Origin of the sequence: Chryseobacterium hagamense (genome assembly GCF_007991455.1) — a bacterium.
GTDB classification, from domain to species: Bacteria; Bacteroidota; Bacteroidia; order Flavobacteriales; family Weeksellaceae; genus Chryseobacterium; species Chryseobacterium hagamense.
Map to the genome: position 1 here is coordinate 75,510 of NZ_BJYJ01000014.1, position 12,769 is coordinate 88,278.

The window sequence follows — 12,769 nt, forward strand, 5'->3', positions numbered from 1 at the left end:
CCAGAGAATTGAAATGCTGGAAATCAGGCTTTATTTCAGCGGCTAGTGTGCTTTTTTGCCGCTTTTTGGGCTTTTTTTTTCCTCTAAAAATTTTGTCACTGCAGAACTTTTCGAAGTGTGGTCTTCGGCATCATACCCGCTTTCTGCGTAATCATCTTTATGTTTGATCAGCAGCCACGAATTTTCTTCGGTATTTTTCATTTTAACCAAAGCAAATTCACCTTTCAGTTTTTTTCCGTGCAGGATAAACTTCAGGGAGCCGTTATGAAGTTCTTTCAACAGTTCTTTTTCATCCGAAAGCTTTGAATCATTATCCAGAGGCTCATAGGTTCCGCTGTCCCATACTTCCACCTGTCCGGCTCCGTAGTTACCTTCAGGGATGTTGCCTTCGAAATCTTTATAGTCATACGGGTGGTCTTCTACCATCATGGCCAGCCGTTTATCTTTTGGATCGAGCGACGGGCCTTTCGGTAAGGCCCAGCTTTTCAGGACGCCGTCCATTTCCAGGCGGAAATCATAATGAAGCCGGGATGCCGCATGCCTTTGGATCACAAAAACAAGTTGGTCTTTGCTTTTTTTCGTTTTGCCTTCCGGTTCGCTGGTTTTATCGAACTTCCGTTTTGAATTATAATCTTGAAGTGCCATCAGGATGCATTTTTGGATTTGGGATTCTGTAAGCTGGCCTTTAACTGAGCCATTAAGTCAATCACTTTACCTTCTTTGGCAGGTTCTGCCTTTTTGGCTTTGACGGTTTTTCCTTTCGCTTTCTGATTAATGATCTTCATCAGGGATTCGGAATAGGTATCTTTGTACATTTCAGGATCAAATTCCTGGGAAAGCTGCTCGATCAGGCTGACGGCCATTTTCAGTTCGGCCGGTTTCGGCGGTTTTTTAGCAGGGATTTTCAGATCGCTGTAATCCCTTATTTCCTGGGCAAACCGCAGACGGTTTAACACCAATACCTCATCATTGTACGGACGGATCATGCCGATGGCCTCGCTTTCACGGAGAACAAAAGTCCCGACGCCCACCATTTCGGTTTTGGCGAGTGCTTTCAGAAGCAGGCGATACGCATTCTCTCCGTTTTTCTGCGGCTCGAGATAATACGGATTTTCAAAATAAACCGAGTCTACTTCATCTTCCTTTACAAACTGGTCGATCGAAAGGATCTTGGACTTTTCAGGGCTTGCCGCTTCATAGTCTTCTTCATCAAGAATGATGTATTTGTCATCCATCAGATAACCTTTCACAATATTTTCCCATTTCACCTCTTTGCCGGTGTTTTCATTAACGCGCTTAAACCGGATATTGGAGAAATCAGACTTGTCGAGCATGTCCAGATCAAGTTTGGTTGTCTCGGTAGCGGAATAGATTTTTACGGGAATATTGACCAGTCCAAAGCCAATGGCGCCGTTCCAGATTGCTTTCATTGTACTTTATTTTGTTTAAAACGTACAAGGTCTGTGCCGTGGGACTGTTATTCTAAGAACTGTGGTATCTAAATGGGTTTGAAATCTTTTTTCAGATCTCTTTGGCTTTCAGTATTCTTTTGGATATCTAAATCAATTAAGAATTCTAAATCCAGATAATAATTAGTAAGAATATATTTGTCAAAATAAACTTTGGTTAAGGAATATTTTTGAAAAATTTCTTTTAATGCTACCGCTTCAATATTGGTGAAAGCGGCAATATCAGGTAAAGATTTATTAAAATAGGATATGGTCACTTTAGTCTTTACAAATTCAATATCATTTTTATTATAGAATATATTGACATAATCATTCTGATCTTTCCCTACGCCAAAAACATAGCTTTCAATCACAGATGCCGTTAAATCAATATCTTCACAGATTTTATATTTTTTGATATCACTGATTACAATATCTTTATGAAAGTTTTCAACAGGAAAAGATTTTTCCTTTTCTTTAATTGATCGGATAAATAAATAAATTGGGGCTAGGATTAGAATTCCTATGACGAAATATCCTCCTTTAAAATCAAAAACATTTTTTTCTCTGGAATATCCGATTCCATGATAAAAACTGAACAATCCGGCATACCAAAGGATCATGACCGGAATTTCCCAAGGTTCTCGTTTATCCTTTTTCATTGTATAGGATGAAATTCTTTGTTAAACAAAAAAGCGGAGAAAATTCCCCGCTTCTAATTTATGATTTTAAATTCAATTGCAATTCCAGTTCATCCAGCTGTTCATTGGCAATGGCAGCCGGTGCGTCGATCATCACATCCCGTCCCGAATTGTTCTTAGGGAAGGCGATGTAATCCCGGATCACCTCGTTTCCGTCGAGGATCGCTACCAGACGGTCGAAACCGAAGGCCAGTCCACCGTGAGGCGGTGCGCCGTATTTGAAGGCATTCATTAAAAATCCGAACTGGGCTTCCGCTTCTTCTTTGCTGAACCCTAACAGGTCGAACATTTTGGACTGAAGGTCTTTGTCGAAAATCCTGATGGAACCTCCGCCGATTTCGTTTCCGTTCAAGACCATATCGTAAGCGTTGGCCCTTGCTTTTCCCGGATCGGTTTCCAACAGGTGGATGTCTTCCGGTTTCGGAGAGGTAAAAGGGTGGTGCATCGCATGGTAACGGCCGCTTTCTTCATCAAACTCCAGTAACGGGAAGTCGACTACCCAAAGCGGGGCGAATTCGTTTCCTTTTCTCAGGCCTAACCGGTTTCCAAGCTCCATTCTCAAGGCAGAAAGCTGGGTTCTTACCTTATGCCCGTTCCCGGAAAGGATCAGCATCAGGTCGCCTTCCTTAGCCCCGAATTTTTCGATGATCCTGGATAGATCTTCTTCATTATAGAATTTATTAACGGAAGAGGTCTTCACGCCGTCGTTCTGGAATTTAACCCAAACCATTCCGGAAGCTCCAATCTGCGGTCTCTTTACCCAATCCACAAGTTCGTCAATCTGCTTTCTGGTATAATCTGCACAGCCTTCTACATTGATTCCGACAACCAGTTCCGCTTCATCGAATATTTTAAAGTCTTTTCCTTTTACCAGGTCGTTCAGTTCCACGAACTCCATTCCGAAACGGATATCCGGCTTGTCGTTTCCGTATTTCTGCATCGCATCGGCAAACGTCATTCTCGGAAAATCCCCGAATTCCTGTCCGGTGATGTCTTTCAGTAAGGTTTTCGTCATTCCTTCGAAAACATTCATCACATCCTCCTGCTCCACGAAGGCCATTTCACAATCGATCTGGGTGAATTCCGGCTGACGGTCGGCTCTTAAATCCTCGTCACGGAAACATTTTACGATCTGGAAATATTTATCCATTCCGCCTACCATCAGCAATTGCTTGAAGGTCTGCGGAGACTGCGGCAATGCGTAGAACTGCCCGGGGTTCATCCTGCTCGGCACCACGAAGTCCCTTGCCCCTTCCGGAGTGGACTTGATCAGAACCGGCGTTTCCACCTCGATAAATCCGTTGTCCGACAGATAATTCCGTACTTTCTGCGCCATGTTGTGACGGAAAACCAGTTTGTCTTTTACCGGATTTCTGCGGATATCCAGGTAGCGGTATTTCATTCTCAGTTCCTCACCGCCGTCCGTTTCATCTTCAATCGTGAAAGGCGGAAGCTGGGATTCGTTCAGAACCGTTAATTTTTCAACTAAAATTTCAATTTCCCCGGTCAGGATATTCGGATTTTTACTTACCCTTTCGATTACTTTTCCCGTCACCTGAATCACAAATTCGCGTCCCAGCTTTTTGGCATTGTCCATCAGTTCCGCAGAAGAGCGCTCCTGGTCGAAAACCAGTTGGGTAATTCCGTAACGATCCCGGAGATCTATCCAAATCATAAATCCTTTGTCGCGGATGGTCTGTACCCATCCCGAAAGCGTAACTTCTTCATTAAGATTCTTCAGAGACAATTCTCCGTTGGTGTGTGATCGAAACATAAATTATTGTTTAAAGTTCAAGGTTTAAAGTTCATATCCGAACTTTGAATTTTCCGTTCGCAAAGATAAGATTTTTGAAGGTTTTAAAAACAAAAAAACGCCTTTTCATGAAAATTCCGGAACCTTTGGTCAGGCTCCGGAGTAGTTTTGGTGTGGTTTCGCGCTGAGCACAGGCTCAGGGAATAAAGAAGGATGAATAATTCTTCTTCACGGGTATTAGTTTCTGCGGACAAAAGTAGCTTATCTCACAGAGATTTGATAAGGATGAACTTTTGAATTATGGTATTTTAGTATTAAAATCCGAAATTTTAACAGATTATTCTGAATTATTTTCATAAAATTTCTTAATCTTTCACATATTCCAGGATATCCCCGGGCTGGCAGTCCAAGGCTTTACAGATGGCTTCCAAAGTGGAAAGCTTTACGGCTTTGGCCTTCCCGGTTTTTAAGATGGAAAGGTTGGCCTGGGTGATACCGATTTTCTCGGCAAGTTCCTGCGACTGCATCTTTCTTCTCGCCAGCATGACGTCTACGTTGATTATTATTGGCATAAGTTAAATAGTTAAATCTACCTGTTCCTGAAGTTCAAGACCTTTCCTGAAGAATTCTACGATGAATAATACCAAAATGCCGAAAAACAGAAATATCATAACGGAATATGTCGTGGAAAATACCGTTTTCAAACTGAACGGGATGGTGGCTATACTTACCACGGCGTACAGAATATTGATCCAGCCGAATTTTTTAAGCCATGAAAGCGCACGGGCATTGAAGACATTCTCCTGGCTTATTTCTTTCAGGAATTTGTAGCCCGTGTAACAGAACAGGGTAACAAAAACAGAATTGCAGGCAAAATGAATGACGCTGAAGATGTTGAATAATCCGGTAAGAAGATTCTGATCCGTAAATGGGACAAAAATTTTAAATTTCATCATACCGGATAACGGCTGCGTCCATTGATTTTTGGACCAACCGACATCTGTGCCTAAGATGAACAAGTCTGAAAGAATATTGTTTCCTGTTTTGAAATTGTAAGCCAGAACTGACCATCCGAAAATCTGATACACACCTTGCAAAGCAAAGAGGATGAACAACACCAGCATAAGGTAGCTGATGTATTGTGAAAGCGAATTTTTCCCGATAATTTTCATTGTTGTTAATTTTATTTATTGCAAATGTATAAAAATTTATTGTTTTACGATAAAAATTTATTGAATTATTTTTAAATAAATAAATCTTAATAAAGGTTTGACAAAGAATAGTAAGGACCGAAAATTGCATGGAATGTCTTGCGGGATATGATTTTATAATAATTTTAACAGCCTGAACTTTTGATTTTAGAGCTGTATTTTCTAAATTCGTAATCAACCAACAAAATCTATTACTTATGGGAAAAGGAGACAAAAAATCCAAAAGAGGTAAAATCAACAATGGAAGCTACGGGAAAAGAAGACCCAGAAAAGCTTCAAAATCAGTAACGGCTTCCGAAGAGAAGACCAAAAATTAAACCAAAAGACCGGCAAAATCATTCGCCGGTCTTTTTTATATATAACAAAATTAAATTAATTATTTTCCGAAGAATCCTCCGAGGATATCTCCCAATCCGCCGCCGCCTTGCTGTTTCTTCTGCTCATTCCCTCCGAGCACGCTTCCGATAATATCATTGAGCGGGTTTCCGGAAGACTGCGTATTTCCGCCACCTAAGACACTTCCCAGAATATCATTCAAAGGGCTGGAGTGCTGTTGCCGGGATTCATTGGATGCATTGCCTAAAATGCCACCCAACAGATCGCCCAAACCACCGGCACCTACATTGTTCTGTTGTTTTTCCTTGCCGATGTAACCCATAATAACCGGAGCCAGCATGGAAAGGATCGGTCCAATTTTATCAATCGAAATCCCGGTATTCTGCGAAAGCCTGCTTTCTACATTCGGTTTTTCTTCACCGAAAATGTGGTTTAAGATGGAACTGCCTTCAGACTGTCTGGCATCGGCTTGTGAAACATCGTTAAGGATACTTCCGTCGTGGTCTTTATCCAAAGCATTGTTCAGGGCTTCAGCCTCGTTGGCGTCCTGTGATTTTTTTCTGAGGTAAGAAATAATCAGTGGGGCAGCCACGGCAAGTAAAGCAATGACCTGTGTCTTGCTGATTCCGAATTTCGTTTCTGCCTGTTCAGCAACCTGGTTTCCGGTGTTGCCTGTAAGTAAATCGATAAGACCCATAGTTTGTGTTTATTTTTTAGTGATGATTAAACCCTATCAAAAAATATTCCCCAACGGTTTTTTAATTAAAATTGAATGAATAAATTTAAAAATAAGATTTGATGGACAGGCCTAGTTTTTCAGAATCGGAACATTGGAGCAGGCTTCTCCGAACATCAGTGACTTAACGATCGGCTGCAGCTGCTCGACCAGTTCGATATAAGCGTTTTCCGGAATTTCTTTATCGGTACATCCTTTTACCAGCACCCTTTTGCCTCTCATTTCTTCAAAATCATGCCGCTGGATGGCATTGTGCATCAGGATTACTTCCAGGTCTTCACGGTTTCCGAAAACGATCTTTTTGGTAACACCGGCGAGTCTCGCCGTAATTAAAAAATAAGCCCAGAGCGGAACAATGGCATCCGCCGAATTGTATACGTAAACATAGGCATCCCGGTAAGCTTCAACGTCGATTGCCGCTACCTTTTCCCGGAAGTCTTTTTCTTTCAGGATCATTTCCATGAAAAGAAAATCCTTCAGGTCGATTCCCTTCCGCTCTCCCTTCGGAACCAGATCGGTAAGATCAAAATTGATCAGTCCGCTTTCCGCAACTTTATTCCTGATTTCAAATTCTTCTGACATTTTTTATCATTATCTTTGGGCAAATTTACAAATTAAGATGCTACCATGTCTTATTTGTTCTCTATTCCCATGATAGAAACCTCCCATGACAAAGAGATCAAAGATGGTTTCGAGGGGATTTAAAATTTAAAAGATTTCGGAGGAATGAAGTATTATATTATCGCCGGTGAGGCTTCCGGAGACCTGCACGGAAGCAATTTGATAAAAGCTTTGAAACAGCAGGACCCTGCTGCGGAATTCCGGTTCTGGGGCGGCGATCTGATGGCCAGGCAGGGCGGTACACTGGTGAAACATTACCGCGATCTCGCTTTTATGGGCTTTCTGGAAGTTGCGATGAACCTGCGGACGATCCTGAACAATATTAAATTCTGTAAGGAAGACCTCCGCAAAAACATGCCGGACGTCCTGGTCCTGGTAGATTACCCGGGATTTAATCTGAGGATTGCCAAATTTGCCAAAGAGCTTGGGATTAAAGTGGTGTATTATATCTCCCCGCAGCTTTGGGCCTGGAAAGAGGGCAGGGTGGAGATCATTAAAAAATACGTGGACGAAATGATGGTGATCCTTCCTTTTGAAGAGGATTTCTATAAAAAACATGGCGTTCATTCCCATTTTGTCGGCCACCCTCTGCTGGATGCCATTTCCACTCTGGAAGATCTTAATGTTGAAAGCTTTAAAAAGGAAAACGGACTGAATGAAAAGGAAATCATTGCTCTGTTACCGGGCTCCCGGAAACAGGAAGTTGAAAAGATGCTTGCCATGATGCTTTCCGTAAGACCTTATTTTCAGGAATATCAGTTCGTAATTGCCGGGGCACCGAGCCTTCCGAAAGAATTTTACCAGAATTACGTCGACGATAATGTGCACTTTGTCTCCAATAAAACCTACGACCTGCTGAGGTGCTCCAAGGCTGCGCTCGTCACTTCCGGAACCGCAACCCTAGAAACCGCTCTGCTGAATGTGCCTGAAGTGGTCTGCTACCGGGGAAGCAAAGTTTCCTATGCCATTGCCAGACGTCTGGTTAAGAATATCAAATACATCTCTTTGGTTAACCTTATTATAGACCGTGAAGTGGTAAAGGAACTGATCCAGAATGACCTGAATACGAACAACCTGGTGGAAGAGCTGAAAAAGATCCTGGCTACCGAAAAAAGGTTTGAAGTTTTGCGGGATTATGAGCTGCTGAGGGAAAAATTAGGCGGAAAAGGCGCAAGTGATAAGGCGGCGGAAGTGATACTGCAAGTTTAAAAAGTAAATACAAAAATAAAAATCGCGGAAATTTTTTCTGCAATTTTTATTTTTCACAAAGGATAGAGTCCGTTTTTAAAAATTCTGTCCTTTCGATTTGTCTTTGTTTATACGATTGGATATTTTTGGATATCACAAATCTTGGAATTGAATAAACAGCCGTTTCTCATTCTCGCCATCTGCTTCATCCTGGGGATCTTTTTTCAGGACTTTTTTCATTTGGATAAAACTGTTATTTACGGGATTTCGGGAACAGGTTTCCTGCTCTTAATCCCTGCCTTTTTCAACAGGTATATGTTGTTTAAAATCAGGCCATACCTTTTGGGAGTCACTTTTTTTTCAGTCGGAATAGTATTGCATTTTTTCAATACGGCTCCGGCACAAAATCTAAAGATCGGCAAAAATGAGGAAGTTGTTTTTAAAATAGCCAAAAAACTGAATTCCAACCTGAAAAACAGGAAGTATGAAGCCGTCGTCCGGACCGGTAAAGAATATTTTAATGCAGTGGTTTATATTCCGAAGAAAGAAAAGGCATTGGATTTTAAACATTACTACAAAACCAGGGCTTATCTTTCAAAACCTAAAACTCCGCAGTATGATTTCCAGTTTGATTATTCAAAATATTTGAAAAGGAAAAATATTGAATACCAGTGTTATATCAGCGATGAGGTTTTTGCTTCCGGACGGAACGATTTAAGCTGGAGCGAAAAATGTTCCCAGAGAAGACTGGAAATACTGCAACAGATTGATAAAACAGGATTGTCGCCGACGTCCGGAGAATTCCTGAAAGGGATTATTCTCGCAGACCGTACAGAAATTGATGAGCAGACGGTTCAGGATTTCAGCCGGTCCGGCCTGATACATTTCCTGGCGATTTCGGGGACCCATATTGTAGTTATCTTCGGGATCTTCTACTTTGTTTTTGTAAAGGTACTGCCATTGAAATTCAGAAAGTTTGCTGTTGTTTCAAGTTTGCTGTTTATCTGGCTGTTCACCGCTTTTATCGGTTTCGGAAGTTCGGTGGTTCGTTCAAGCCTGATGCTGACCATTTATTTTATTTATGTGATGCTGCAGCGAAAAACGGATTTGCTGCATTCGCTGTCATTATCAGCATTGATTATTCTGATCTTCGAAACACAGCAGATTTTTGACGTAGGATTCCAGCTCAGCTTCCTTGCCGTTCTTGGAATTTACTGGCTGAATCAGCCGATTCTAAGCCATTTTCCGATACAGGATACCTGGTTTAAGAAAATCATCTTCAATACCATTTCGATTTCCATTTCCGCCCAATTGGCAACATTGCCCTTGGTGCTGTTTTACTTTCATCAGTTTTCTTTCATATCTGTTGTTGCCAATTTTTTTATCGTTCCATTTTCGGAAGTGATTATCATTTTTTCTTTTTTGACGACCGCTCTGATTGCCGTTAATCTTGATTTTGACTGGATCATTATAGTTTATGATCTTATAATTCAGTTGCTGCTCAGGATTATCCATTGGTTTGCGGATTTCGATTCCCTGTTTTTAGAAAATATCCCGCTGAATGGGGTAGAAGTGGGATTTCTGTTTCTGATAATCTATTTTCTGAGGTTTGCCGTGGAAAGATTAAGTGTTCAGAATTCAGGGAAAGCGGTTATCGCCGTTATTCTGTTCCTTATGGTAAGAATAGGTTTCAATCTGTACATGCAGCAGCAGGAGGAAATTTTAATTCATGAATTTTCCGGCCATAAACTGCTGTCCGTGAAACAGGGAAATCAGGCCTGTTTCTGGATTGCCGGAGATTCGGATCAGAAGAAAATCAGGCAGTATGTTATCAATCCCTACTGCTCTTCCCGACGCATTGTAAAAGTGGAAATCAGAAGATTCCCAGGCAATACCCGGAAAGCAGCGTATAACGGAATCGTTTATGAAGTTAATTAACCGTCCTATTTTCTTCTTTTTCTTTTATTTATAATATTTTACGATCTTATTTAGAAACGTTACAAACTGGCTTTATGTGAGATTTCTCACTTTTTGATGTTCTTAACATTTCTTAATTTTGTGGAAAATCAAATTTAAACTTATATGGCAGGTTTAACGAGTTCTACGATAGGTAGAAAATATGCTATGGCATTGTCGGCTATTTTTTTGCTGATATTTCTGATAATGCACCTTTCTGTAAACCTTTTGTCGGTTTTTGGTGCGGATGCTTATAACAATGCTTCGCAGTTTATGGGGTATAATCCTCTGATCCAATTTATAATGCAGCCGGTTCTGATCATTGCTGTGGTGTTCCATTTCGTAATGGGATTTGTCCTGGAAATTAAAAACCAGAAGGCACGTCCCATCAAATACGAGTCAAATAATCCTTCTCACAACTCTACCTGGATGTCCAGAAATATGATTATTTCAGGGGCTGTGATTCTGGCCTTTATTTTTCTTCACATGTATGACTTCTGGTTTCATGAAATGAACTACAAGTACATTAATGGGCTTCCGGTTGAAGAATCCCGTTTCTGGGGAGACCTGCACGCAAAGTTCGCCGATGTGTGGAGAGTCGCTCTGTATGTAATTTCGTTCGTTTTATTAGGATTGCACCTGGCACACGGATTCCAGTCTTCATTCCAGTCGATCGGTGCAAGACATCCGAAGTATACACCGGTCATCAAAGCCATCGGAAAATGGTATTCCATTCTTATTCCGGCAGGTTTTATTTTTATCGCAATTTTTCACTTTGTAACTCAATAATATCAAGATACTAAATTATGAGTAAATTAGATTCAAAAATTCCTGGAGGTCCGTTAAAGGACAAGTGGAAAAATCATAAAGACCATATGAACCTTGTTGCACCAAACAACAGAGATAAGATTGATATTATTGTTGTGGGAACAGGTTTGGCAGGTGGTTCTGCCGCAGCTACTTTGGCAGAGCAGGGATACAATGTAAAGGCTTTCTGTTATCAGGATTCACCGCGAAGAGCGCACTCAATCGCCGCTCAGGGGGGAATTAATGCCGCTAAAAACTACCAGGGTGACGGTGACTCAACTTACAGATTGTTCTACGATACCATTAAAGGTGGTGATTACCGCGCAAGAGAAGCCAACGTATACCGATTGGCTGAAGTTTCTGCAAACATCATCGACCAATGTGTTGCCCAGGGGGTACCTTTCGGACGTGAGTACGGAGGCCAGCTGGATAACCGTTCATTCGGTGGGGTTCAGGTAAAAAGAACATTTTATGCAAAAGGGCAGACCGGACAGCAGTTGTTGTTGGGTGCTTATTCTGCGATGAGCCGCCAGATCGGTAAAGGAAGGATTAAGATGTACAACCGTCATGAAATGATGGATCTGGTAATTGTTGACGGAAAAGCAAGAGGGATTATTGCCAGAAACCTGGTGACGGGTGAGATCGAAAGACATTCGGCTCACGCGGTAGTTATTGCTTCAGGCGGTTACGGAAACGTTTATTTCCTTTCTACGAACGCAATGGGATCCAATGTTTCTGCAGCCTGGAAAATCCACAAGAAGGGCGCTTACTTTGCCAACCCTTGCTATGTACAGATTCACCCGACCTGTATTCCGGTTCACGGCACGCAGCAGTCTAAGCTTACTCTGATGTCCGAATCTTTAAGAAACTCCGGAAGAATCTGGGTTCCTAAGAAAATTGAAGATTCTGTAGCCATCAGAGAAGGCAAATTGAGACCTGAAAATATCAAAGAAGAAGACAGGGACTACTATCTGGAAAGAAGATATCCGGCCTTCGGAAACCTTGTCCCTAGAGATGTTGCATCGAGAGCCGGTAAAGAAAGATGCGATGCCGGTTACGGAATCGAAAACAACGATACCAAAGAAGGGGTTTACCTGGATTTCTCGACAGAGATTATCAAAAAAGGTAAAGAAGCCGCTATCGAAAAACATATTCACAATCCTACGGATCAGCAGATCTATGACTTAGGGAAATCCTGGATTGAGGAGAAATACGGTAACTTGTTCGTTATGTACGAAAAGATCACCGCTGATGATCCTTATAAAACACCGATGAAGATTTATCCTGCCGTACACTACACCATGGGAGGAGTTTGGGTTGACTATAACTTACAGTCTACCATTCCCGGATGTTTTGTCATCGGTGAAGCCAACTTCTCGGATCACGGGGCCAACCGTTTGGGAGCTTCCGCTTTGATGCAGGGACTGGCAGACGGATATTTCGTACTTCCTTACACGATCGCAGATTATCTTTCTGCAGACATCAGAACAGGTGCAATTCCTACCGCAACGCCTGCATTTGAAGAAGCGGAAAAGGGCATCAAAGAAAAAGTACAGTTCTTCCTGAATAATAAAGGAACCCATTCTGTAGACCATTTCCACAAAAAATTAGGACACATCATGTGGAATAAAGTAGGAATGGCAAGAACTCCGGAAGGTTTGAAAGAAGCCATTGCTGAAATTGCTCTGGTAAAAAAAGAATTCTGGAGCGATGTGAAAGTTCCCGGTGATGCCGATGGAATGAATACAGAACTTGAAAAAGCATTCAGAGTTGCAGATTTCATCGAGCTGGGACAATTGATGGCAATCGATGCTTTGCATAGAAACGAATCTTGTGGAGGACACTTCAGAGAAGATCATGCTACGCCTGAAGGGGAAGCAGAAAGAGATGATGTTAACTTTAAATATGTAGGAGCCTGGGAATATCAGACCGATGATATTACAACAGAAGTTCTGCACAAAGAAGAGTTGATCTATGAAAACATTGAAGTTAAAGCAAGAAGTTACAAATAA

General features: G+C 41.6%; 13 protein-coding genes. 5 read left to right on the forward strand and 8 right to left on the reverse strand.

Translation table 11 applies throughout. The annotated features are described in order from the left end of the window. Nucleotides 1-42: 42 nt before the first annotated feature. The 6 genes from CHA01nite_RS13060 to CHA01nite_RS13085 all read right to left on the reverse strand — a co-directional run bounded on the left by CHA01nite_RS13060 (nt 43) and on the right by CHA01nite_RS13085 (nt 5,074). A complete protein-coding gene (locus CHA01nite_RS13060) occupies nt 43-645 on the reverse strand; it encodes a DNA polymerase ligase N-terminal domain-containing protein (RefSeq protein ID WP_146942052.1) in 603 nt (200 codons plus the stop codon). Next, the gene (gene ku, locus CHA01nite_RS13065) at nt 645-1,430 is read right to left on the reverse strand and encodes a non-homologous end joining protein Ku (protein ID WP_146942054.1); all 786 of its coding nucleotides are present in this window, start codon (nt 1,428-1,430) and stop codon (nt 645-647) included. Before ku ends, CHA01nite_RS13060 begins: the two co-directional genes overlap by 1 nt. Before the next feature lie 68 nt (nt 1,431-1,498). Then, nucleotides 1,499-2,110, reverse strand: a complete 612-nt coding sequence (locus CHA01nite_RS13070) for a hypothetical protein (RefSeq protein WP_146942057.1) — start codon at nt 2,108-2,110, stop codon at nt 1,499-1,501. Nucleotides 2,111-2,168: 58 nt separating this feature from the next. Further along, entirely contained in the window at nt 2,169-3,923 is a 1,755-nt protein-coding gene (gene aspS, locus CHA01nite_RS13075) for an aspartate--tRNA ligase (RefSeq protein WP_146942059.1), read from the reverse strand. Between the two features lie 344 nt (nt 3,924-4,267). Continuing rightward, nucleotides 4,268-4,474, reverse strand: coding sequence for a helix-turn-helix domain-containing protein (locus tag CHA01nite_RS13080; protein ID WP_146942061.1), 207 nt, complete (start codon nt 4,472-4,474; stop codon nt 4,268-4,270). Between the two features lie 3 nt (nt 4,475-4,477). Beyond that, nucleotides 4,478-5,074 carry a DUF2975 domain-containing protein gene (locus tag CHA01nite_RS13085; RefSeq protein WP_146942063.1) on the reverse strand — a complete coding sequence of 199 codons (597 nt, stop codon included), beginning with the start codon at nt 5,072-5,074 and terminating at the stop codon, nt 4,478-4,480. 236 nt (nt 5,075-5,310) lie between these two features. Here CHA01nite_RS13085 and CHA01nite_RS13090 point away from each other — a divergent pair, with 236 nt between their 5' ends. Further along, entirely contained in the window at nt 5,311-5,430 is a 120-nt protein-coding gene (locus CHA01nite_RS13090) for a 30S ribosomal protein THX (RefSeq protein WP_146942066.1), read from the forward strand. Between the two features lie 59 nt (nt 5,431-5,489). Here CHA01nite_RS13090 and CHA01nite_RS13095 read toward each other — a convergent pair whose 3' ends face one another. Both CHA01nite_RS13095 and CHA01nite_RS13100 read right to left on the reverse strand, forming a co-directional pair. Beyond that, nucleotides 5,490-6,146: a DUF937 domain-containing protein gene (locus tag CHA01nite_RS13095; RefSeq protein WP_146942068.1), complete on the reverse strand. Its 657-nt coding sequence runs from the start codon at nt 6,144-6,146 to the stop codon at nt 5,490-5,492. Between the two features lie 111 nt (nt 6,147-6,257). Further along, on the reverse strand, nt 6,258-6,767 hold the full coding sequence (locus CHA01nite_RS13100; RefSeq protein WP_146942069.1) for a DUF2480 family protein: 510 nt from the start codon (nt 6,765-6,767) through the stop codon (nt 6,258-6,260). 144 nt (nt 6,768-6,911) lie between these two features. On the opposite strand from CHA01nite_RS13100, the gene lpxB reads away from it, so the two are divergent. The 4 genes from lpxB (at nt 6,912) to CHA01nite_RS13120 (ending at nt 12,769) form a co-directional block, all read left to right on the forward strand. Continuing rightward, on the forward strand, nt 6,912-8,015 hold the full coding sequence (gene lpxB / locus CHA01nite_RS13105) for a lipid-A-disaccharide synthase (protein WP_146942072.1): 1,104 nt from the start codon (nt 6,912-6,914) through the stop codon (nt 8,013-8,015). A gap of 141 nt (nt 8,016-8,156) precedes the next feature. Next, nucleotides 8,157-9,932, forward strand: a complete 1,776-nt coding sequence (locus tag CHA01nite_RS13110) for a ComEC/Rec2 family competence protein (RefSeq protein ID WP_228458413.1) — start codon at nt 8,157-8,159, stop codon at nt 9,930-9,932. A 144-nt stretch (nt 9,933-10,076) separates the two neighbouring features. Further along, nucleotides 10,077-10,739 carry a succinate dehydrogenase cytochrome b subunit gene (locus CHA01nite_RS13115; RefSeq protein ID WP_146942074.1) on the forward strand — a complete coding sequence of 221 codons (663 nt, stop codon included), beginning with the start codon at nt 10,077-10,079 and terminating at the stop codon, nt 10,737-10,739. A 17-nt stretch (nt 10,740-10,756) separates the two neighbouring features. Further along, entirely contained in the window at nt 10,757-12,769 is a 2,013-nt protein-coding gene (locus CHA01nite_RS13120; RefSeq protein ID WP_146942076.1) for a fumarate reductase/succinate dehydrogenase flavoprotein subunit, read from the forward strand.

Excerpts from the sequence above, each read along its gene's own strand:
- CHA01nite_RS13060 (WP_146942052.1), bottom strand. The coding sequence starts at position 645 with ATGGCACTTCAAGATTATAATTCAAAACGGAAGTTCGATAAAACCAGC.
- ku (WP_146942054.1), bottom strand. The coding sequence starts at position 1,430 with ATGAAAGCAATCTGGAACGGCGCCATTGGCTTTGGACTGGTCAATATT.
- CHA01nite_RS13070 (WP_146942057.1), bottom strand. The coding sequence starts at position 2,110 with ATGAAAAAGGATAAACGAGAACCTTGGGAAATTCCGGTCATGATCCTT.
- aspS (WP_146942059.1), bottom strand. The coding sequence starts at position 3,923 with ATGTTTCGATCACACACCAACGGAGAATTGTCTCTGAAGAATCTTAAT.
- CHA01nite_RS13080 (WP_146942061.1), bottom strand. The coding sequence starts at position 4,474 with ATGCCAATAATAATCAACGTAGACGTCATGCTGGCGAGAAGAAAGATG.
- CHA01nite_RS13085 (WP_146942063.1), bottom strand. The coding sequence starts at position 5,074 with ATGAAAATTATCGGGAAAAATTCGCTTTCACAATACATCAGCTACCTT.
- CHA01nite_RS13090 (WP_146942066.1), top strand. The coding sequence starts at position 5,311 with ATGGGAAAAGGAGACAAAAAATCCAAAAGAGGTAAAATCAACAATGGA.
- CHA01nite_RS13095 (WP_146942068.1), bottom strand. The coding sequence starts at position 6,146 with ATGGGTCTTATCGATTTACTTACAGGCAACACCGGAAACCAGGTTGCT.
- CHA01nite_RS13100 (WP_146942069.1), bottom strand. The coding sequence starts at position 6,767 with ATGTCAGAAGAATTTGAAATCAGGAATAAAGTTGCGGAAAGCGGACTG.
- lpxB (WP_146942072.1), top strand. The coding sequence starts at position 6,912 with ATGAAGTATTATATTATCGCCGGTGAGGCTTCCGGAGACCTGCACGGA.
- CHA01nite_RS13115 (WP_146942074.1), top strand. The coding sequence starts at position 10,077 with ATGGCAGGTTTAACGAGTTCTACGATAGGTAGAAAATATGCTATGGCA.
- CHA01nite_RS13120 (WP_146942076.1), top strand. The coding sequence starts at position 10,757 with ATGAGTAAATTAGATTCAAAAATTCCTGGAGGTCCGTTAAAGGACAAG.